Origin of the sequence: Herbaspirillum sp. meg3 (assembly GCF_002257565.1) — a bacterium.
Taxonomy (GTDB): domain Bacteria; phylum Pseudomonadota; class Gammaproteobacteria; order Burkholderiales; family Burkholderiaceae_D; genus Herbaspirillum.
Window position 1 is genome coordinate 4,845,245 of sequence record NZ_CP022736.1, and the last position, 20,224, is coordinate 4,865,468.

At 57.5% G+C, this 20,224-nt stretch carries 19 protein-coding genes, 1 tRNA gene and 1 pseudogene; 12 read left to right on the forward strand and 9 right to left on the reverse strand.

From position 1 onward, the window contains the following. Positions 1 to 11 precede the first annotated feature (11 nt). From hmeg3_RS21820 to hmeg3_RS21830, 3 genes are read right to left on the reverse strand one after another with little or no spacing between them, the layout of a single operon-like run. Positions 12 to 809 (reverse strand): ABC transporter ATP-binding protein, encoded by a 798-nt coding sequence (locus hmeg3_RS21820; RefSeq protein WP_094565614.1) that lies wholly within the window; start codon positions 807 to 809, stop codon positions 12 to 14. Position 810: 1 nt separating this feature from the next. Continuing rightward, entirely contained in the window at positions 811 to 1,632 is an 822-nt protein-coding gene (locus hmeg3_RS21825; protein ID WP_094565615.1) for an ABC transporter permease, read from the reverse strand. Positions 1,633 to 1,666: 34 nt separating this feature from the next. Further along, the gene (locus tag hmeg3_RS21830) at positions 1,667 to 2,629 is read right to left on the reverse strand and encodes an ABC transporter substrate-binding protein (RefSeq protein WP_094565616.1); all 963 of its coding nucleotides are present in this window, start codon (positions 2,627 to 2,629) and stop codon (positions 1,667 to 1,669) included. A 284-nt stretch (positions 2,630 to 2,913) separates the two neighbouring features. Between hmeg3_RS21830 and ffh the strand changes: the two genes are divergently transcribed. The 3 genes from ffh (at position 2,914) to hmeg3_RS21845 (ending at position 5,717) form a co-directional block, all read left to right on the forward strand. Beyond that, positions 2,914 to 4,281: a signal recognition particle protein gene (gene ffh, locus hmeg3_RS21835; protein WP_094565617.1), complete on the forward strand. Its 1,368-nt coding sequence runs from the start codon at positions 2,914 to 2,916 to the stop codon at positions 4,279 to 4,281. Positions 4,282 to 4,538: 257 nt separating this feature from the next. Further along, on the forward strand, positions 4,539 to 5,000 hold the full coding sequence (locus tag hmeg3_RS21840; RefSeq protein WP_094565618.1) for an SWIB/MDM2 domain-containing protein: 462 nt from the start codon (positions 4,539 to 4,541) through the stop codon (positions 4,998 to 5,000). Between the two features lie 264 nt (positions 5,001 to 5,264). Further along, entirely contained in the window at positions 5,265 to 5,717 is a 453-nt protein-coding gene (locus hmeg3_RS21845) for a hypothetical protein (RefSeq protein WP_094565619.1), read from the forward strand. A gap of 205 nt (positions 5,718 to 5,922) precedes the next feature. On the opposite strand, the gene hmeg3_RS21850 is transcribed toward hmeg3_RS21845, so the two are convergent. Together hmeg3_RS21850 and hmeg3_RS21855 are read right to left on the reverse strand one after the other, a co-directional pair. Further along, complete coding sequence (locus tag hmeg3_RS21850; protein ID WP_094565620.1) at positions 5,923 to 6,537, reverse strand: lytic transglycosylase domain-containing protein; 615 nt, start codon at positions 6,535 to 6,537, stop codon at positions 5,923 to 5,925. A gap of 17 nt (positions 6,538 to 6,554) precedes the next feature. Continuing rightward, on the reverse strand, positions 6,555 to 8,279 hold the full coding sequence (locus hmeg3_RS21855; protein ID WP_094565621.1) for a proline--tRNA ligase: 1,725 nt from the start codon (positions 8,277 to 8,279) through the stop codon (positions 6,555 to 6,557). 249 nt (positions 8,280 to 8,528) lie between these two features. On the opposite strand from hmeg3_RS21855, the gene hmeg3_RS21860 reads away from it, so the two are divergent. Together hmeg3_RS21860 and hmeg3_RS21865 are read left to right on the forward strand one after the other, a co-directional pair. Beyond that, positions 8,529 to 9,122, forward strand: coding sequence for an RNA pyrophosphohydrolase (locus tag hmeg3_RS21860; protein WP_094565622.1), 594 nt, complete (start codon positions 8,529 to 8,531; stop codon positions 9,120 to 9,122). 5 nt (positions 9,123 to 9,127) lie between these two features. Continuing rightward, positions 9,128 to 9,703 carry a CNP1-like family protein gene (locus tag hmeg3_RS21865; protein WP_198361738.1) on the forward strand — a complete coding sequence of 192 codons (576 nt, stop codon included), beginning with the start codon at positions 9,128 to 9,130 and terminating at the stop codon, positions 9,701 to 9,703. A gap of 79 nt (positions 9,704 to 9,782) precedes the next feature. On the opposite strand, the gene proB is transcribed toward hmeg3_RS21865, so the two are convergent. The 4 genes from proB to rplU form a co-directional block, all read right to left on the reverse strand. Beyond that, positions 9,783 to 10,901 (reverse strand): glutamate 5-kinase, encoded by a 1,119-nt coding sequence (gene proB / locus hmeg3_RS21870; protein WP_094565623.1) that lies wholly within the window; start codon positions 10,899 to 10,901, stop codon positions 9,783 to 9,785. Positions 10,902 to 11,058: 157 nt separating this feature from the next. Next, the gene (cgtA, locus tag hmeg3_RS21875) at positions 11,059 to 12,168 is read right to left on the reverse strand and encodes an Obg family GTPase CgtA (RefSeq protein WP_094565624.1); all 1,110 of its coding nucleotides are present in this window, start codon (positions 12,166 to 12,168) and stop codon (positions 11,059 to 11,061) included. Positions 12,169 to 12,570: 402 nt separating this feature from the next. Beyond that, positions 12,571 to 12,840: a 50S ribosomal protein L27 gene (rpmA, locus tag hmeg3_RS21880; protein ID WP_050479025.1), complete on the reverse strand. Its 270-nt coding sequence runs from the start codon at positions 12,838 to 12,840 to the stop codon at positions 12,571 to 12,573. Positions 12,841 to 12,875: 35 nt separating this feature from the next. Beyond that, entirely contained in the window at positions 12,876 to 13,187 is a 312-nt protein-coding gene (gene rplU / locus hmeg3_RS21885; protein ID WP_007878066.1) for a 50S ribosomal protein L21, read from the reverse strand. A 273-nt stretch (positions 13,188 to 13,460) separates the two neighbouring features. On the opposite strand from rplU, the gene ispB reads away from it, so the two are divergent. The 7 genes and pseudogenes from ispB (at position 13,461) to coaE (ending at position 20,171) form a co-directional block, all read left to right on the forward strand. Beyond that, positions 13,461 to 14,450, forward strand: a complete 990-nt coding sequence (gene ispB / locus hmeg3_RS21890) for an octaprenyl diphosphate synthase (protein ID WP_094565625.1) — start codon at positions 13,461 to 13,463, stop codon at positions 14,448 to 14,450. A 22-nt stretch (positions 14,451 to 14,472) separates the two neighbouring features. After that, positions 14,473 to 14,549 (forward strand) — tRNA-Pro (locus hmeg3_RS21895). 36 nt (positions 14,550 to 14,585) lie between these two features. Continuing rightward, on the forward strand, positions 14,586 to 15,887 hold the full coding sequence (locus tag hmeg3_RS21900) for an HlyC/CorC family transporter (protein WP_094565626.1): 1,302 nt from the start codon (positions 14,586 to 14,588) through the stop codon (positions 15,885 to 15,887). 205 nt (positions 15,888 to 16,092) lie between these two features. Further along, positions 16,093 to 17,349 (forward strand): annotated as a pseudogene (locus tag hmeg3_RS21905) (ATPase, T2SS/T4P/T4SS family); the annotation flags it as partial. Between the two features lie 47 nt (positions 17,350 to 17,396). Then, entirely contained in the window at positions 17,397 to 18,623 is a 1,227-nt protein-coding gene (locus hmeg3_RS21910) for a type II secretion system F family protein (protein ID WP_094565628.1), read from the forward strand. Continuing rightward, positions 18,623 to 19,513, forward strand: a complete 891-nt coding sequence (locus tag hmeg3_RS21915) for an A24 family peptidase (protein ID WP_094565629.1) — start codon at positions 18,623 to 18,625, stop codon at positions 19,511 to 19,513. The genes hmeg3_RS21910 and hmeg3_RS21915 overlap by 1 nt, the downstream gene beginning before the upstream one ends. A gap of 13 nt (positions 19,514 to 19,526) precedes the next feature. Further along, complete coding sequence (coaE, locus tag hmeg3_RS21920) at positions 19,527 to 20,171, forward strand: dephospho-CoA kinase (RefSeq protein ID WP_094565630.1); 645 nt, start codon at positions 19,527 to 19,529, stop codon at positions 20,169 to 20,171. The last annotated feature ends 53 nt before the right edge of the window (positions 20,172 to 20,224 follow it).

Here is a 20,224-nt window from a genome sequence, read left to right on the forward strand (position 1 = left end):
GCAAAGAGGCGTCAGTCGACTGCCGCCGCACGCATTTCGTCGTGATGATGGCGCTGCTGCTCTTCCATGACCAGCTGGCCGAGTTCGCGCTTCAGAGCGTTGAACTCCGGGTCGGCCGGGTCCCGCAAGCGCGGCAGCGTGACGGTGATGTCGCGCTTGATGGTGCCGGGACGATAAGTCATGACGACGATACGGTCCGCCAGATAGATGGCCTCTTCGATACTGTGCGTGACGAACACGATGGTCTTCTTGAACTCGTCCCAGATGCGCAGCAACTCATCCTGGAGGTTGCGGCGCGTGAGCGCGTCGAGCGCACCAAACGGCTCATCCATCAGCATGATCGGCGAATCCAGCGCCAGCACACGGGCAATCGCCACCCGCTGACGCATGCCGCCGGACAGATCTTTGGGAAAACGGCTACGGAAGTCGATCAGGCCGAGCTTATCCAGCAACTGCGTCACGCGTGCCTGGATTTCGGCCTTGGCGACACCCTTGATTTCCAGACCGAAGGCGACGTTCTGCTCCACCGTCATCCAGGGAAACAGCGCGTATTCCTGAAACACCATGCCGCGATCCGGGCCGGGTTCGGTCACGACCTTGCCGTTGGTGGTGATGCTGCCGCTGCTGGGCAAGGCGAAGCCGGCGATGGCATTGAGCAGGGTCGACTTGCCACAGCCGGATGGCCCCAGCAAGCAGACGAACTGGCCGTCAGGGATGTCGAGGTTGATGTCTTTGAGCGCCACGACTTCACGGTCGTCGCTCTTGAAAACCTTGTTGACGCCGGTAACGACGATTTGGGATGCGCTCATGTCAGCTCTCTAGTCCGCGATGCCAGCGCAGCATGTAATTGTTCAGACGGCTCATGCCGATGTCGATGGCCAGACCCAGCAAGCCGATGGTGATCATGCCGGCGATGATCTTGTCGGACCAGAAGTATTCACGCGCTTCCATGATGCGAAAACCGAGGCCGTTGCTGACCGCAATCATCTCCGCCACGATCACCACGATGAAGGCGGTACCGATGCCGATGCGGACACCCGACAGAATATAAGGCACGGCCGCCGGCAACATCACCCGCACGAACAGCGTGCGCTGGCTGGCGCCGAGGTTACGTGCCGCGCGCAGGTAGATGCTGTCGACCTGGCGTACGCCGGCGATGGTGTTCATCAATACAGGGAAGAACGCGCCCAGCGAAATCAGGAACAGCGCCGGCGGATTGCCCAGCCCGAACCACAGGATCGCCAGCGGAATATAGGCAATCGGCGGAATCGGACGAATCACCTGCACCGTCAGATTCATCAGCCCGTAGACGCGCTGGCTCGATCCCATCAGCAGACCGAGCGGCAAGGCCAGCCCGGCGCCGATCAGGAAACCGACCACCACGCGATACAGACTGCCGATGGCGTCGATGATCAGCTCACCCGAAAACAGCCAGGCCAGCCAACTGCCGTCGGCAGGGTCGTACGGTTTGGTGGGCGACAAGTATTCGAACCACTTGTGCACCACCGCCCACGGCGATGGCAAAACCAGCGGATTGATCCAGCCCAGCGAAGATGCGCCCTGCCAGATGGCGATCACCACCACCGGCACCAGCAATCCTTGCAAGGCTCCCCCTATTTTTTGTTTTGCCATGTTCGTGGTCCTAGCTGATTTGTTACTGAAGGCGTTACTTAAGGTTCATGCTTTTCTTGGCCTGCTCCAGCAGATCGGTCTTTACCCAGTCTTTGGCGACAGGCGGCTTGGCCATCTTGCCGGTGCCGTACTTGGCCATGGTGTCGGTCGTGATCTGGATGTGCTCAGCGGTGATGTCATAGGAGTAAGGCGAATTGCCGATAGCGTCGTAGAAATCTTCCTTGGTGATCTGATTCTTGAAGATGACTTCGCGCACGTACTTCTCGGCGGTTTCCTTGTTGTCCATGAAGGTCTTGGTGGCTTCCAGGAAGCAGCGCATGAACTTCTCAGCCAGCGGGCGCTTCTCTTTATAGAACTTCTCGGTCATCACCATGGTGCGGACCGGTTCGCCGATCGGAGTGTCGTACGGCTTCATGACTTCCACGCCGAAGCCCTTGTTGATGGCTTGCGAGGATTGCGGTTCGCTCTGCATCATGGCGTCGATGTTCTTGCCCAGCAGCGCCTGGTTCAGATCGGCGAAAGCCAGATAGACGATGGTCACGTCCTTGGAGGTCAGGCCGTTCTGGCCGAGTTCGGCGTCGAGCAGCACTTCATGAATACCGCCGCGGGTCACGCCGACTTTCTTGCCCTTCAGATCCTTGACCGACTTGATGCCGGAATCCTTGGCCGCCACCAGACGCGCACCGCCCTTGGCGAAACCGGCGACGACATAGATAGGCGCACCGTTGGCACGGCCGGAGATAGCGGCTTCCGATGCGGTCGTACCAACGTCGAGCTCACCGGCGAGGATGCCTTGCATCACATCAGGGCCTTTCGGAAAGACTTTTTCGTCAACCTTGATGCCGCATTTCGGGGCAATTTCCTTGATATAGGACACCGCACCGTAGTGGGCGAATTTGAGGTTGCCGAGACGCACCACCTCTTGGGCTGCCGCGTTCAGCGAAACTCCGGTTGCCAGAACAGCCATTGCAGCTGCCGCGATGAGTTGCTTGTTCATCTCTCTCTCCTGTCGTTATGTTTGCGCCGCCAGCGCAATACGCCGCGGGGTTGATATGCGTCTTCCTCGTGGGAAGAACTGTCCATTCAGATGCAACGCCACTGTATACACAATTACGCCAGCGAGAACAATACCGTACTTTCCCTTACTCATGCTGAGCCGGCTGCCGAGATCAACGCTGCCGGGCCTGCCGATCAGGTAAAATGGCGGTTTCCCTTGCGGTTGACGCCCGGTTTTCCCGGCACGCTGACCGCCCTCTTTTCTTCAAAGTCTAACGGTTCATCATGCTCGACAATCTGACCCAACGCCTTGCCAAAGTCGTCAAAACCATGCGCGGCGAGGCGCGCCTGACCGAATCCAATACCGCCGAAATGCTGCGCGAAGTACGTCTGGCGCTGCTCGAGGCCGACGTTGCCCTGCCTGCCGTGCGCGAGTTCATCGCCAAGGTCAAGGAAAAAGCCGTCGGCGAAGAAGTCATCGGCTCGCTGACGCCAGGCCAGGCGCTGGTCGGCGTGGTGCAGCGCGAACTGGCCAGCCTGATGGGTGCCGACCTTGGCCCGGAAGCATCGCAGCTTAACTTCGCCACCCAGCCGCCGGCAATCATCCTGATGGCCGGTCTGCAGGGTGCGGGTAAAACCACCACCGTCGGTAAGCTCGCCAAGTACCTGCGCGAAAACAAGAAGAAAAAAGTCCTGACGGTCTCCGCCGACGTCTACCGTCCGGCTGCGATCGGCCAGTTGGAAACCGTGACCGGCCAGGCCGGCGCCGACTTCTTCCCGACCAAGACCACTGACAAGCCGGTCGACATCGCTTTGGCAGCACTCGATTATGCCAAGCGCCATTTCCATGACGTCCTGATCATCGACACCGCCGGCCGCCTGGGTATCGACGAAGCGATGATGCAAGAAATCAGCGCCGTGCACGCTGCCGTCAAACCGATCGAAACCCTGTTCGTGGTCGACGCCATGCTCGGCCAGGACGCCATCAACACCGCCAAAGCCTTCAGCGACGCTCTGCCGCTGACCGGTATCGTCCTTACCAAACTGGACGGCGACTCGCGCGGTGGTGCAGCGCTGTCGGTGCGTCACATCACCGGCAAGCCGATCAAGTTTGCCGGCGTAGCAGAAAAGCTGGACGGTCTGGAAGCCTTCGATCCGAGCCGCATGGCCAATCGTATTCTCGGCATGGGCGACATCCTGGCGCTGGTCGAAGAGGCCCGCAAAGGCGTCGACGTCGCAGCTGCACAAGATCTGGCGCAGAAGATCAAGAGCGGCGGCAAGTTCGATCTCAACGATTTCAAGGCGCAGCTCGGCCAGATGAAAAAGATGGGCGGCATGGCCGGCCTGCTCGACAAGCTGCCGGCCCAGATGCAGCAAGCCGCCGGCAACGCCAATATGGACCAGGCTGAAAAGCAGGTGCGCCGCATGGAAGGCATGATCAATTCGATGACGCTGCAGGAGCGCGCCAAGCCCGAACTGATCAAGGCCACCCGCAAGCGCCGCATCGCTGCCGGCGCCGGTGTCCAGGTACAGGAAGTCAACCGCATGCTGGCCCAGTTCGAGCAAATGCAAACGATGATGAAAAAGCTCAAGGGCGGCGGCATGATGAAGATGATGCGCAGCATGAAGGGCATGATGCCGGGCATGCGTTAAGCGCTCGTAAGATCCGAAAAAGGCTGGGAAAACTCCGGTTTCGAGTGAGATCCAGGCAAGTGCAAAAGCCGCTCCAGGCGGCTTTTTGAGAGGGTTGAAGCAGTTTTTTGAAGTTGTCGTGGCTTATAGCGTGTTTTCCCTCTGAAAACCGCTAAAAAACACTTGCATCGCCGGGAAAACCGCACCACTATTGTCGGTGCGTGATTTGCGCATTCAACTCTTTCCTTGCTTTGACCCCTTATTAAGGAGGCTTACAGATGGCCACAGCCAAAAAACCCGCAGCCGCAGCGAAGAAGCCCGTAGCAAAAGCAGCACCGAAAGCAGCACCGAAGAAAGCAGTCGCAGCACCGAAGAAAGCAGCAGCTCCAAAGGCAGCCGCTAAACCAGCAGCAAAAGCAGCCGCTCCAAAGAAAGCCGCAGCGCCAAAAGCAGCCGCCAAGCCAGCAGCAAAGAAACCAGCAGTCAAGCGCACTCCCAACGCCGCATTCATGAAGCCGCTGACACCATCGGCAGCACTGGCAGAAGTCGTCGGCGCCAAACCTCTGCCACGCACTGAAGTCACCAAGAAGGTGTGGGAATACATCAAGAAACACAAACTGCAAAACCCCGAAAACAAACGCAACATCGACGCAGATGACAAGTTGAAGGTTGTGTTCGGCGGCAAGAAACAGGTATCGATGTTTGAAATGACCAAGCTGATTTCCGGCCATTTGAAATAAGCAATACAGGTTTTTGCAGACTCGCTTGCAAAACAAAAACGCCCGCATCGCGCGGGCGTTTTTGTTTTCTGTCGATTACTCTTCAGCAATGATTATTTATGCCGCAATAGCGGATACATTCGACAAGCGCATTGCGACTACGCCGGACAATCCCAAGCACCGACAGTGCATTCCTACAAGGCGGCGATATCGCTGTCGCCGGGTGAACTTTGCTGTTTACGTCAGGGTCTAGAACGTATGGACGTTTACCGAAAGGACACCAGCATGACATTTTCCCATCCAAACATTGCTCCCCGTACCAAACCCCTCGCTCATCTCGCGCTGCGCAAGACAGTCGCCATGCTGAGCGTTGCCGCTGCCGGCCTGCTGATCACGAGTGCCGCTTTGGCTGCGGGTGCAAGCGGCAAGAGCAACGCCGAATTGGACGCGCAATATCAACGTGAAAAGGCGGTCTGCACCAGCGGCCAGTCAAACCAGGACAAGGCCACCTGTCTGCGTGAAGCCGGTGCTGCATATCAACAAGCAAAGCAAGGCAGCCTGCAAACTAACCAGTCGCAGCAATACAGCCGGAACGCGATAGAACGCTGTAAGTCTTTGCCGACACAGGATCAGGCAGACTGCCAGCGACGCATCGATAATCCGACCGAAGTTGAGGGCAATGCACTGTCCGGCGGCATCTTGCGCAAGGAAGTGACCGTGGTGCCGGCATCCCAATAGGACAACTAAAGAACGCAGCACTTCACCACGGCAAGCCAAGGGACTAGCGACGCCGACGGAGGGAATCAACGCAAGGCAGGAACGCGGAGATTCCCTCTTTTTATTGGCATATTATTTCTTCGTATCGCATTGCGTCACTGCGCTTTTTGATAAGCGCACTACGTCATCGAATCGATACCTGCCTTGGCAGCACTGCACCGTATTGCTATTGCGCGGCATACTCCCATCGCTTCTTCGCCTTCAAAACCGCCGCCGGATACTCCGGCAAGCCGCGGCTACCGTTGTACTTACCAAGCGCCATGAAGTAATCCCCACCTTCCTGATCGAGATATAGACGCAAGATGGCGCAGCCGTAGCGCAGATTGCTGCGCATGTGAAACAGCTTGCGGCGATCACCGTCGCCGATCGCACGCGTCCAAAACGGCATGACCTGCATGTAACCACTGGCGCCTGCAGATGAGATTGCGTATTTGCGAAATGCCGATTCGACCTGAATCAGTCCAAGCACCAACGCCGGATCGAGTCCGGCACGGGTGGCTTCATACCAGGCACTTTCGAGAAATTCGATTCTTTCCTGACGATCAGGCAGCTTGTCGGACAAGCGCGCGGACATGTCGCCGAGCCAGTTGAGATAGACGATGCGCTGTTCGATGTCATTGAATTGCGGCTTGGGCGGACGAGCGTCTGCCACCACTTGCGCCAGGGCCAGGGTGACGGAATCGGCCAGGCGCTCTTCTTGTTGATTTCCGGCGTGGGCGGGCAGATTGCCGCACCACGCCAAGGAAAGAAGTGATAGCTGAAGCAGGCACAGTACGCGCATGCTTTTACGCTTTCAGATCAGGCAAGCTTGCCTTTGACGAAGTCCAGCGCGTCGGCCAGTGGCACCGATGTCGCAGCGGTATCGCGACGACCCTGGTATTCGATCTGGCCATCTTTCAGACCACGGTCGCCGATAACGATGCGATGCGGCACGCCGATCAACTCCCAGTCTGCAAACATCGCGCCCGGACGTTCGCCGCGATCATCCAGAATGACGTCGACGCCGGCTGCCAGCAGCGCGTCATACAGCTTGTCGATCTCGGTTTTGACCGCCTCGCTGCGGTCGTAACCCATCGGGCACAGCACCACTTCAAACGGCGCCAGCGTGGCCGGCCAGATGATGCCTTTGTCGTCGAAGTTCTGTTCGATGGCAGCACCCAGGATACGGGTGACGCCGATGCCGTAACAGCCCATTTGCAACGGTTGTGGCTTGCCTGCTTCGTCGAGGTAAGTTGCCTTCATCGACTCCGAATACGCGGTGCCGAGCTGGAACACGTGGCCAACTTCGATACCGCGCTGGATCGCCAGCACGCCCTTGCCGTCCGGCGACGCATCGCCTTCGACGACGTTGCGGAGGTCGGCGACGACAGGCTCAGGCAGATCGCGGCCCCAGTTGGCGCCCGTGTAGTGGAAGTCTGCTTCATTGGCGCCGCAGACGAAATCACTCATGTTGGCGACGGTACGGTCGGCAACAACCTTGACCGGTTTCTTGGTGCCGATCGGGCCGAGATAGCCTGGCGGCGTACCAAACCATTCGACGATTTCGGCTTCGTTGGCGAAACGATAATTGGCAAGGCCCGGGATTTTGCCGGCTTTGACTTCGTTGAGCTCGTGATCGCCACGCAGCAACAGCAGCCAGACTTCCTTGTCTTCCGGCTTGTCTTTCTCGACGGTCAGGACGATGGACTTGATGGTGCGTTCCAGCGGCAGCTTCAGCAACTCGGCCACGGCTTCGCACTTGGCTTTGCCCGGCGTCGCGGTCTTGGTCAGCGCTTCGGTGGCAGCGCCACGGGTGGCATTGACGGCCACGGCTTCCGCGGCTTCCATGTTGGCGGCGTAGTCGGAGGTCGGGCAGTACACCAGCGCGTCTTCGCCGGTGGCGGCGATGACGTGAAATTCATGCGAACCGGAACCGCCGATGGCGCCATTATCGGCGGCCACGGCGCGGAATTGCAGGCCGAAACGGTCGAAAATGCGGACATACGCGTCATACATGATCTGATAAGACTTCTTCAGACCGTCCACATCGCGGTCGAAGGAGTAGGCGTCCTTCATCGTAAATTCGCGGCCGCGCATCAGGCCGAAACGTGGACGGCGTTCGTCGCGGAATTTGGTCTGGATATGATAGAAGTTGACCGGCAATTGCTTGTAGCTGCGCAACTCGGTGCGAGCGACGTCGGTGACGACTTCTTCCGAGGTTGGCTGGATGGCGAAGTCGCGGCCATGGCGATCCTTCACGCGCATCAGCTCAGGCCCCATCTTGTCCCAGCGGCCGGTTTCCTGCCACAGCTCGGCCGGCTGAACCACCGGCATCAGCAGCTCGACGGCGCCGGAGCGGTTCATTTCTTCACGCACGATCGCTTCCACCTTGCGAATCACGCGCAGGCCCATCGGCATGTAGGTATAGATGCCGGAGCCGAGCCGCTTGATCATACCGGCCCGCATCATCAGCTTGTGGCTGACGATTTCGGCGTCGGAAGGAGCTTCTTTCAAGGTGGAAATAAAAAATCGGGAGGCGCGCATGACGATGAGTTCTTTTTAAAAGAGGAGGGTTATAATCAACGTAATTTTAAAGGATTAGCTGGCTGATGCGCCCACTCTTTGCACAATTGATCGCTGTTTCACGCACATCTCATGCAGATGTGCGAGCACCTGATGCATCCAATGCCGCACCCGATGCAGGTGATCGCTGCCAATGATTTAGCCATTGGCGGCGTAGACCGGATTGGGCAAAAGAGGAAGCCCTGCCGCAGAAAGTTTTGAGGTACCAACATGCTGGATCGAGAAGGCTTCCGCCCGAACGTCGGCATCATCCTGCTTAACGCCCAGAATGAGGTATGGTGGGGCAAGCGGGTTAAGGAACATTCGTGGCAATTTCCGCAAGGCGGAATCAAACATGGTGAAACTCCGGAACAAGCGATGTTTCGCGAGCTGGAAGAAGAAATCGGCCTGAAAGCGGAACACGTCAAGATCATCGGTCGCACCCGCGACTGGCTGCGCTATGAGGTTCCTGATCATTTCATCAAGCGTGAAATCCGCGGCCATTATCGCGGGCAAAAACAAATCTGGTTCCTGCTGCGCATGGTCGGCCGCGATTGCGACGTCAACCTGCGCCTGACTTCGCACCCCGAGTTCGACGCCTGGCGCTGGCACGACTATTGGGTGCCGCTGGACGTGGTCATTGAATTCAAGCGCGATGTGTATCAACAAGCGCTCAAGGAATTGTCACGCTTCCTGGCTCGCCCTCAGGCAACACATCGCCGTCCCGATGCGCAGGGCAAGATCACGCAATTGCCGTCGGATCATCCGGACAATGCTGCACAAGCAGATCCTTGCGGATCTGCAACTCCGCCCACCACTAAGTGAACTTCATGCCCCAACGCCTCTGGAATACCCACGCTGCACGCCGACTTGCCCGCACCCTGACCGCCGGGCTGTTGCTGTGCTCGGCTTCGCTCAGCTTTGCGCAGCAGCTCGGCACCTTCGACGAAGAATTCGACGACGAAGAAAAGCCATGGCAAGAAATTGCCGTGCAGTTGCCACCAAATCCTGTACAGGAAAATCTGGCCGAGTTTTATGTCGGGCCGACCACCTTGTCAAAATCTTATGTCGACCTCAAGTCGCTGACCATCGGCAGCGACAATGTCGTGCGTTACACCATGGTGACCAAGTCTGATGGCGGCGCGACCAATATCATCTACGCCGGCATCCGCTGCGAAACCTACGAGGTCAAGTGGTACGCCTTCGGTCACGCTGACGGCAAATGGTCGCGTTCGCGCCAGGACAAGTGGACACGGATCAAGGATGCCGGCGCCAATCGCCAGGACGCCGCTCTCTACAAGGGCTACCTCTGCCAAAGCGGCATGCTGGCCGGCAATCAGAAGGCGATCTACGAACGTCTGCGCGACAATCGCATGCTGGATATGGCGCGCGAATCCAGCCGCTAGAATCTGAAAAAACAAAACGGGCGCAGTTGAACACTGCGCCCGTTTTGTTTTTGCCTGCCGATTTTAAATTCTTACCGAATCACAACAGAACCAGATTGTCGCGATGGATCAGTTCCGGCTCTTCCACAAAACCCAGAATGGAAAGAATCTCCGAAGATGGATGCCGCACGATACGCCGCGCATCCGAGCTGGCATAGTTGCTGATGCCGCGCGCAATCGCCTTGCCAGACGCATCCACGCAAGTGATGACGTCGCCGCGGCCGAATTCACCACCGACCTCCGTCACACCGATCGGCAACAGCGACTTGCCTTCTGCCGTCAGTTTTTGCACGGCGCCATTATCCAGCACCACGCGACCGGCGGTTTGCAGATGATCAGCCATCCACTGCTTGCGCGCGGTCAGTTGTGCGGTCTGCGCGGTGAGCTGCGTACCGATTGCTTCACCGGCGGCCAGACGGCTGAGGACGCGGTCTTCGCGCCCCCAGGCAATCACGGTATGCGCGCCGGAAGTCGCTGCGCGCTTGGCCGCCAGAATCTTGGTCAGCATGCCGCCACGGCCGATGCCGGTGCCGGCACCGCCTGCCATGGCTTCCAGCGACAGATCGCCGGCTTTGGCTTCATGCACAAATTGCGCGTCCGGATCGCGACGTGGATCGGCGGTATAGAGACCGCGCTGGTCGGTCAAAATGATCAGCGCGTCGGCTTCGATCAGGTTGGCGACGAGCGCACCAAGCGTGTCGTTGTCGCCGAACTTGATTTCGTCGGTAACGACAGTATCGTTTTCATTGATGATGGGGATAACCCCGAATTGCAGCAGCGTGAAGAGCGTGGAGCGCGCATTCAGATAGCGCTCGCGATCGGCAAGATCGGCGTGCGTCAACAATACCTGCGCGGTGCCGAGCTGATGTGCGCGAAAACTGCTTTCGTAGATTTGCGCCAGGCCCATTTGACCGACGGCGGCGCAAGCTTGCAGCTCATGCACGCCGGTAGGCCGGCGTTCGAAACCGAGGCGCTGCATGCCTTCGGCGATAGCGCCGGAGCTGACCAGCACCACTTCCTTGCCCAGCGTGCGCAAGTGCGCAATTTGCTCTGCCCATTTGGCGATGGCGGCGGCATCGAGGCCTTTGCCATCATTTGTCACGAGCGATGAACCAACTTTGATGATCAGCCGCTTGGCTTGTTGTATCACGGAATGCATGTTGTTATCGGAAAGTCGCGCCGGAACGGCAATTCAACTATCCATCAATACTGGCTCTGTGAGGCGCAGTATCGGCGGACAGGTATCGAGAACAAGATAGTAAACGATTTACCGGCCACTTAGACGTCGGCCGGTAATTGGCTGACCAACGGATAAATCAGTCGATAACCTTGAAGCGAGGATCATCCGGATCGATGGAGGAAATGCCGCGGGCTTCTTCGGTCATCTGGGTTTCTTCGGCGCGGTGTTCCTGATTGCGCTTGGTTTCCAGATAGCCGTAGATTTCTGTGATCAGGTCTTCGCAACCTTCACGGGTCAGCGCGGAGATTTCGAATACCGGGCCCTTCCAGCCGAAACGCTTGACGAAATCCTTGACGCGTTTTGCGCGCTCGGCTTCCGGCACGACGTCGAGTTTGTTGAGCACCAGCCAGCGCGGTTTCTCGAACAGCGAGTCATCGTACTTTTGCAGCTCCTTGACGATGGCTTTGGCTTCCTTGACCGGATCGACCGTATCTTCAAACGGCGCCAGATCAACGATGTGCAACAGCAAGCCGGTGCGCTGCAAGTGGCGCAGGAATTGCACGCCCAAGCCGGCACCGTCAGCGGCGCCTTCGATCAGACCCGGGATGTCGGCGATAACAAAGCTCTTTTCATGGCTCACGCGCACCACACCCAGGTTCGGATGCAGGGTGGTAAATGGATAGTCGGCGATCTTCGGACGCGCGTTCGAGACGGCGGAAATGAAAGTCGACTTGCCGGCGTTCGGCATGCCCAGCAAACCGACGTCTGCCAGCACCTTTAGCTCCAGGCGCAATTCACGGCGCTGGCCTTCTTTGCCTTCGGTCTTTTGACGCGGAGCGCGGTTGGTGGAGGTCTTGAAGTGGATGTTGCCCCAGCCGCCTTCGCCGCCTTGCGCCAGCAGCACGACTTGTTCGTGCTCGGTCAGGTCGGCGATGTGCTCACCGGTGACGTTGTCAACGATCAGTGTGCCGACCGGCATGCGCAGGAAAATGTCGTCAGCGCCTTTGCCATAGCAATCGGAGCCGCGACCGTTTTCGCCGTTGCGTGCTTTATGCAGCTTGGAATAACGATAGTCGATCAGGGTGTTGACGTTACGGTCGCCCACGGCCCAGATACTGCCACCCTTGCCGCCATCGCCGCCGTCAGGGCCGCCGAAAGGACGGAATTTTTCACGGCAAAAACTGGCGACACCGTTGCCGCCATCGCCTGCGATCAGTTCGATCTTTGCTTCGTCGATAAACTTCATGATTGTTACCGCTAACTTAAAAAATAAGAAGCTCTGCTTAAATAACCTGGCAAGCGGTAAGCATCAATGAAGACCGGTCGCCGGAGACAGTGTCCGAACGGCGGAGGCTCCTCAATAATCAATAAGGGGCCACGAGATCGGAACACGGGTAGCTTAGGCAGAGATTCCTGAAGCTACAAGTACAGTCGCGTCAGCCGTGCCGCTGGTCAGAAAAATGTACCGAACGGAGGCCCTGCGCGCTGCAGGATGAATACAAAACAGACAAGCTTAAAACTAAAAAAGGCTCCACCAGAGGCAGAGCCTTAAACAAACTTTTGCTAAGGCTTGCGCCTTATGTACTCTATGTAGTCACTGATGTGCAGGACTCAAGTCGAAACTGAGTTATAAAACTCAGTTTAAAACTTAAGCAGCAGCTGCAGCAGCAACAACAGTCACGTACTGACGCTTCGCAACGCCCTTGATCACGAACTGGACTTTACCTTCTGTCAATGCGAACAGAGTGTGGTCCTTGCCCATGCCGACGTTTTCACCAGGGTGAACCTTGGTGCCGCGTTGACGAATGATGATGCCGCCAGCGTTGATCGCTTGACCGCCATAGACCTTGACGCCGAGTCGTTTCGACTCTGAATCACGGCCGTTGCGCGTAGTGCCGCCGCCTTTTTTATGTGCCATTTAATAGCTCCTTGTATCTAGTTTGACCTACGCAATTAAGCGTTGATCGAGACGATTTGCAGTTCGGTGTAATTCTGGCGATGGCCTTGACGCTTCTGATAATGCTTACGACGACGCATTTTGAAGATCTTGACCTTGTCGTGGCGACCCTGCGCTATGACAGTAACCAGCACCGTTGCACCCTCGACCAAAGGCGCACCGAATTTAACGGTATCGCCTGCGCCCACTGCGAGCACTTGATCCAAAGTGATTTGGGAGCCAATGTCTGCCGGTATCTGTTCTACTTTAAGTTTTTCACCAGCGGCAACTTTATATTGTTTGCCGCCGGTTTTTATGACCGCGTACATGTGAAACCTCATCGAATGAATGAAAAAATTTTCTTTTTCTCCCCCAGCGGCTGCCCTATGAAAAGCGGCTTTCGAATCGGGAAAACCTCCAATTATACATAGACTTAGCCTCGACGTCAAAAGGTCTTGACATTCCCGCGCAACACCTGAAGAAAATAGCAATACGGCAATTCCGCAGGGCGAAAAGTACAATGCGATACATTCGCAAGCGCACTTACCTTCACGTTTGTCATCGTATAATCACGGCAATCTTGATTTCTCACAGGTTCAGCCTTGTCCGCCGCTCTCCAATCCGCTACGCCAAACTCCTTCATTGACCCGATAGCTGCCGACATGGGCGCGGTCAACACTGTTATTCGTCAGCAACTTTATTCCGAAGTGCCTCTGGTGAACCAGGTTTCCGAGTACATCATCAGTGCCGGCGGCAAGCGTATCCGGCCTGTTCTTGTGTTGCTCATCGCCAATGCCTACGCTTATCAGGGCATGGCGCATCATTCCCTGGCGGCAGTGATCGAGTTCATTCACACCGCAACGCTGCTGCATGACGACGTGGTCGACGAGTCCTCGTTGCGCCGCGGCAAGCAAACCGCCAATGCACTGTTCGGCAATGCCGCTTCGGTGCTGGTGGGCGACTTCTTGTATTCACGCGCCTTCCAGATGATGGTCACGGTGGGCAACGCCCGCGTCATGCAAATCGTGGCCGACGCCACCAACGTGATTGCCGAAGGCGAAGTGCTGCAGTTGCTCAACATGCACAATCCGGATGTGAACGAAGCCGATTACCTGCGCGTGATCCGCTCCAAGACCGCCAAGCTGTTCGAAGCCGCCGCACAACTGGGCGCGCTGATCTCCGGCGCGGACGAGGCAGGCATTGAAGCCGCCGGCGAATACGGCCGCTCGCTGGGCACCGCATTCCAGCTGATCGACGACGTGCTGGACTATTCCGGCAACGCTGCCGAAATCGGCAAGAACGTCGGCGACGACTTGCGCGAAGGCAAACCCACCCTCCCGCTGATCTATCTGATGGAGCACGGCACACCGGAGCAACGCGAGCTGGTGCGCAGCTGTATCGAGAACGGCGACGAGCAGCATTTTGACCAGATCCTGGCGGCAATTACGAGTTCGGGCGCCTTGGATTACACGCGTCAGGAAGCGCAAAAAGCAAGTCGCCGCGCCAGCGATGCAATTGCCTCGCTACCGGATAGCAAGTACAAAAATTCTTTGCTAGAATTATCCGCTTTCGCGGTGGACCGTAATCATTAATACAATAAATGATGCGGGCAGTCGGGGTGTAGCTTAGCCCGGTAGAGCGCTACGTTCGGGACGTAGAGGCCGGAGGTTCGAATCCTCTCACCCCGACCAAAACGAAAATCACATCAACTACCTTAGGGTGACCCTTTGGATACCGTGCCCATATGGGTGCAAATTCTTGCACTGGCACTTCTGATTCTTTGCTCGGCTTTTTTTTCCATGACCGAGACCGCCTTGATGGCAGCCAACCGGCATCGCCTGAGGCATTTAGCCAAGCACGGCAACCGGCGCGCGATTACCATTCTCTGGCTGCTTGAACGCACCGACAAACTGCTGTCGCTGATTCTGATCGCCAATACGCTGATCAATGCGCTGGCAACGGCGCTGGTAACGGCACTGGCGATTGCGGCTTTTGGCAATCACGAGAAGGTCATCACCATCGCCACCGCTTGCGTGGCCGGCCTGCTGATCATCTTTGCGGAGATCGTGCCGAAGATCATCGGCGCCACCTTCCCCGAACGTATCTCGCTGTTCACCAGCTTCATCCTCAAACCGCTGATGGCGCTGGCCAAACCGCTGCTGTGGGTGGTTAACATCATCGTGTCTTCGATTCTGCGCATCATGCACATCAAGGCCAGCGGCCGTTCGCACGATCAGCGCCTGTCGCCGGAAGAGTTGCGCTCGATCGTGCTGGAAGGCGGCAATTTCATCCCGCAAAAACATAAGAGCATCTTGCTCAACCTGTTCGACCTGGAAAAAATCTCGGTCGAGGACGTGATGACGCCACGCGCCCAGGTCGAGGCGCTGAACCTGTCCGTTTCGATCGATGAGATCCGCCACCAGCTGGCTACCTGTTATCACAACAAACTGCCGGTGTACGAAGGCGAAATCAATCAGATCGTCGGCATCCTGCATGTGCGCAAGGTGGTCACGCTGTTCAGCCAGGAAGAAGAGATTTCCAGCGAAGACATTCGCCCGTTGCTGAGCGCACCGTACTTCATCCCGCAAGACACGGACGTCTTCACGCAGTTGCAATACTTCCAGGAAAACCACGAACGTCTGGGCATCATCGTCGATGAATACGGTGAAGTGCAGGGCCTGGTGACGCTGGAAGACATCATCGAAGAGATGATCGGCGAGTTCACCACGTCCGTTCCCGGTGCGGCGCGCGCCGATAGTTTCAGTTGGAATGAAGACGGCGAATGCCTGCTGGAAGGCGCCACCACCCTGCGCGACATCAACAAACGCCTGGGCCTGAATCTGCCGCTGGACGGCCCCAAGACGCTCAATGGCCTGTTGCTGGAGTGGCTGCAGGACATCCCGGAAGCCAACGTATCCGTCAAGATTGCAGGCTGCATCATCGAAATCATCCAGGTGCAAAACCAGGCGATCAAGGTCGTCAAACTGATCGTGCCGAAAGGTACGAAAGCGGTGAAAGCCGAACAATAACGATATACAAAGCTGTACCTCGTCTTCATGATCAAGCGCTTCCGCTTCTCTACGAGAAGTCCTTTGAATCCCGAAAATTCACGGAAGCGACCCGACATGGACGCGCCGGCCTGAAGCGAATGCTGATGGCCGATGCCGGCCTCCGGCGCGGATCGCCTGCCTGATCACTCTCCCGGCCATGCATCCGCATTCATCACCATCAGCACCGTCCCTACACTCCACGCAGTCTGCGCCTTCATCCGGGTCGGCACCATCGGCTCGCTCCGCAGTCCACGAGGCCGACGACACGTCAGTCGTCCACTACCTGCAAAAGATCCTGCTCGACGCCGTCAGCCTGGGTGCCTCGGACTTGCATCTCGAACCATTCGAGAAGTTTTATCGCATCCGTTTCCGCATTGACGGCCAGTTGCGCGACATGCTCGAACCGCCATTGGCAATGAAAGACCGGTTGTCTTCGCGCATCAAGATCCTCGCCAATCTCGACATCGCGGAAAAACGCGTCCCGCAAGACGGACGCATGAAGTTGATGCTATCCAAGACACGCGCCGTCGATTTTCGCGTCTCCACTTTGCCGACGCTGTTCGGTGAAAAAATCGTCATGCGCGTACTCGACGCAAGCCAGGCGCAACTGGAGATCGATGTCCTCGGCTACGATGCCGTGCAAAAAGAAGCACTCCTGCAAGCCATTCGCCGGCCTTATGGCATGGTACTCATGACCGGGCCAACCGGCGCCGGCAAAACGGTCTCGCTATACGCCTGTCTGAATCTGTTGAACCAACCTGGCACCAACATCTCCACCGTTGAGGATCCGGCGGAGATCAACCTGCCCGGCATCAATCAGGTCAACGTGAACGAGCGCGCGGGACTGACGTTTCCGGTGGCTTTGCGCGCCTTTCTGCGCCAGGATCCTGACATTGTCATGGTCGGCGAAATCCGCGATCTTGAAACCGCCGACATCGCCGTCAAAGCCGCACAGACCGGCCATCTGGTGCTTTCCACTTTACATACCAACGACGCCCCGTCAACGCTGACACGACTGCTGAATATGGGCGTGCCGGCCTTCAACATCGCCTCCTCGGTGATCATGATCACCGCACAGAGATTGGTTCGCCGACTGTGCAGCTGCAGGCAACCAGCCCATCTGCCGGTCGAAGCATTGCGTACCAACATGTTGCGCGAGGCCGGTTTTTGCGACGATGAAGTGCAAGGCAATTGGCCGCTATATCGACCGGCAGGCTGCACGCGCTGCAGTAACACCGGCTACAAGGGACGCATCGGCGTCTATCAGGTCATGCCCATCAGCGAAGCGATTGAGCGGCTCATCCTCGCGCATGCCTCGACGCTGGAAATCGAAACACAGGCGCGCAAGGAAGGTGTACTCAGCCTGCGGCAAGCAGGACTGAGAAAAGTCCGCGATGGCGTTACAAGCCTCGAAGAAATCATTGCCTGCACCAATCTCTGACTGCCATCAATGACAGAAAACTAGAGGAACGACAGGAAGCACCACTCATGGCGACACCGTCACACCTACCACCCTCACAACGCCGCACGACACTCTATGCCTGGGAAGGCAAGGATCGCAGCGGCAAACTCACGCGAGGAGAAATGCCTGCCAGCGGCACCACGGTCGTCAGCGCCACCTTGCGCCGTCAAGGCATTCAGGCCTTGACCATCAGGAAGAAGCGCATTCAGCGCGACAGCAAGATTCGCGAAAAGGAGCTCGCGCTCTTCACGCGCCAGTTGACGACCATGCTCAAGGCCGGTCTGCCGCTGCTGCAGGCACTCAGTATCGTCGCGCGCAGCCAGACCAATCCGGCGCTGGCGCGACTGATTCTGAACCTGCGCGGCGAGGTGGAAAGCGGAAGCAGCTTTTATCAAGCCTTTGCCAGGCATCCGCGCTATTTCAATACGCTATTCTGCAATCTGGTTGCCGCCGGCGAAGAAGCCGGCCTCCTGGACGAGTTGCTCGACAGCCTGGCGCACTATCAGGAGAAAACGCTGGCGCTCAAGAGCAAAGTACGCGCCGCGCTGACCTACCCTGCTGCCATTGTGACGGTTGCCGTTCTGGTGACGTGCGTCATCATGATTTGGGTCGTGCCGACCTTCAAAGACGTCTTCAGCAGCTTCGGCGCCGAACTGCCTTTGCCGACACGCATCGTTATCGCGTTGTCCGATTTCATGGGGCGATACTGGTGGGTGCTGGCGGCGTCATTGGCCGTCGTCGTCGGCTGGAGCGTGCGAACATGGCGCCGCTCAGCCGTGTGGCGAGCACGGACAGATCGTTTTCTGCTCAAATTGCCGGCGTTCGGCGAGCTGGTTCGCAAAGCAACGGTTGCCCGCTGGAGCCGTACCCTCGCCACCCTATTCGGCGCAGGCATTCCTTTGATTGATGCTTTGCAGGCGGTTGCCGCAGCGGCAGGCAACGCCGCCTATGCGGATGCCACCATCGCTATCCGTCACCAGGTTTCCGGCGGCGCCAGCCTGACCGCCGCCATCGAACAGACCGGGCTGTTTCCCGGCATGGTGGGGCAGATGGTTGCCATCGGCGAAGAATCGGGTACGCTCGATCAAATGCTGCTTAAAGTCGCCGACTTCTACGACCTTGAAGTGACGGAAGCCGTCGCTTCGCTCTCCAACCTAATGGAACCCTTTATCATGGTGGTTCTGGGCATTGTCATCGGCGGCCTGGTGATTGCCATGTATTTGCCTATTTTCAAACTGGGATCCGTTATCTGATGCTGGAAACGCTGCTGGAACCACTGCTGCAATTGCACCCATCCGCCGACCTCCATCGGGGCGGCAGTTTGCTTGCGGCGTTGATCGCCGCCGGTATCGGACTGTTGATCGGCAGTTTTCTGAACGTGGTCATCCATCGCTTGCCCAAGATGATGCAGCGCGAGGCAGACAACTATCTCGCCCACGAAACCGGACAAGCTCAGCCTCATACCGATCGCTACAATCTGCTGACACCGCGTTCGGCATGCCCGCATTGCGCGGCGCCGATTGCCGCCGGATACAACATTCCCGTCGCCGGCTATCTGCTGTTGCGTGGCCGCTGCGCGCGATGCGCAGCGACAATCTCCTTGCGTTATTCATTGGTGGAAGTTTTCAGTGCGCTCGTGTCGGCATGGCTGGGTTGGCACTTCGGTCTTGGTGCGGCAGGCCTGGCGGCGCTCCTGTTTGCCTATTTTCTGATTGCCCTCAGCGTTATTGATGCGCAGACCCAATTCTTGCCCGACAGCCTGACGCTGCCATTGCTATGGCTGGGTCTCCTGATCAACCTGAACGGAATCTTCTCCCCCCTCAGCGATGCCGTATTGGGTGCCGCTGCGGGCTACCTCTCGCTCTGGGCGATCTACTGGGTTTTTCGCCTGATCACGGGTAAAGAAGGAATGGGTTATGGCGACTTCAAGCTGATGGCCGCGCTGGGCGCATGGCTGGGCTGGCAGGCGTTGCCGTTTATTCTGCTGCTGGCCTCTTGCCTGGGCGCCGTCATCGGTATCGCCATGGTCTTGATGAAACGAAAAGCCGCTGACCAGACATTGCCGTTCGGACCGTATCTGGCAATAGCGGGTATGCTGATGCTGCTGTACGGCAAATCATTTTTGTATTTCGGCTTGTATTGATGGCGCTATCGCAATGACTTCTTCCCCGACACACCAGGCGCCCTTTTCCATCGGTCTGACCGGCGGGATCGGCAGCGGCAAAACCACCGTCGCCAATCTGTTTGGCGAACTGGGGGCGGCCATTATCGACACCGATGCGATCGCCCATCAACTGACGGTGCCCGGTGGTGCTGCGATTGCGGCGATTCGCACGGGATTCGGTGATGATTTCATCACCGCTGAAGGGGCGATGGATCGCGGCAAGATGCGCGCACACGTCTTCGCCGATGTCGACGCCAGAAAACGGCTGGAATCCATCCTGCATCCGCTGATCCGCAGCGAAACCGCGCGCGCCGCAACTGAAGCGCGTGGCGATTATCTGATCTTCGTTGTGCCGCTGCTGGTGGAATCGCAACAATGGCGCAATCGTACCTCGCGCATCCTCGTCGTCGACTGCAGCGAAGAGGTGCAAATCAGTCGCGTCATGCAGCGCAACGCCATGTCCCGCGCGCAAGTCGAGGCTATCATGGCGGCACAGGCGACACGTGCAGATCGCCTCGCTGCGGCAGACGACATCATCGAAAACAATCTCGACACGGCTGCATTGATGCCGCAAATTGCAGCGTTGCATGCTCGCTATCTATCGCTCGCGAAAACAAATAGCGGTGATCATTTGTAATTTTCCGCTGCATGGGTCAGAATCACGTAAATTAAACGCGCTTTATCAATATC

Bases quoted from the DNA above. Each gene is read 5' to 3' on its own strand.
- proB (WP_094565623.1), bottom strand. From the start codon at position 10,901: ATGCATTCCGTGATACAACAAGCCAAGCGGCTGATCATCAAAGTTGGT.
- hmeg3_RS21915 (WP_094565629.1), top strand. From the start codon at position 18,623: ATGCTGGAAACGCTGCTGGAACCACTGCTGCAATTGCACCCATCCGCC.
- hmeg3_RS21825 (WP_094565615.1), bottom strand. From the start codon at position 1,632: ATGGCAAAACAAAAAATAGGGGGAGCCTTGCAAGGATTGCTGGTGCCG.
- hmeg3_RS21845 (WP_094565619.1), top strand. From the start codon at position 5,265: ATGACATTTTCCCATCCAAACATTGCTCCCCGTACCAAACCCCTCGCT.
- hmeg3_RS21840 (WP_094565618.1), top strand. From the start codon at position 4,539: ATGGCCACAGCCAAAAAACCCGCAGCCGCAGCGAAGAAGCCCGTAGCA.
- hmeg3_RS21820 (WP_094565614.1), bottom strand. From the start codon at position 809: ATGAGCGCATCCCAAATCGTCGTTACCGGCGTCAACAAGGTTTTCAAG.
- hmeg3_RS21865 (WP_198361738.1), top strand. From the start codon at position 9,128: ATGCCCCAACGCCTCTGGAATACCCACGCTGCACGCCGACTTGCCCGC.
- hmeg3_RS21910 (WP_094565628.1), top strand. From the start codon at position 17,397: ATGGCGACACCGTCACACCTACCACCCTCACAACGCCGCACGACACTC.
- coaE (WP_094565630.1), top strand. From the start codon at position 19,527: ATGACTTCTTCCCCGACACACCAGGCGCCCTTTTCCATCGGTCTGACC.
- hmeg3_RS21830 (WP_094565616.1), bottom strand. From the start codon at position 2,629: ATGAACAAGCAACTCATCGCGGCAGCTGCAATGGCTGTTCTGGCAACC.
- cgtA (WP_094565624.1), bottom strand. From the start codon at position 12,168: ATGAAGTTTATCGACGAAGCAAAGATCGAACTGATCGCAGGCGATGGC.
- hmeg3_RS21860 (WP_094565622.1), top strand. From the start codon at position 8,529: ATGCTGGATCGAGAAGGCTTCCGCCCGAACGTCGGCATCATCCTGCTT.
- hmeg3_RS21850 (WP_094565620.1), bottom strand. From the start codon at position 6,537: ATGCGCGTACTGTGCCTGCTTCAGCTATCACTTCTTTCCTTGGCGTGG.
- rpmA (WP_050479025.1), bottom strand. From the start codon at position 12,840: ATGGCACATAAAAAAGGCGGCGGCACTACGCGCAACGGCCGTGATTCA.
- ffh (WP_094565617.1), top strand. From the start codon at position 2,914: ATGCTCGACAATCTGACCCAACGCCTTGCCAAAGTCGTCAAAACCATG.
- rplU (WP_007878066.1), bottom strand. From the start codon at position 13,187: ATGTACGCGGTCATAAAAACCGGCGGCAAACAATATAAAGTTGCCGCT.
- hmeg3_RS21855 (WP_094565621.1), bottom strand. From the start codon at position 8,279: ATGCGCGCCTCCCGATTTTTTATTTCCACCTTGAAAGAAGCTCCTTCC.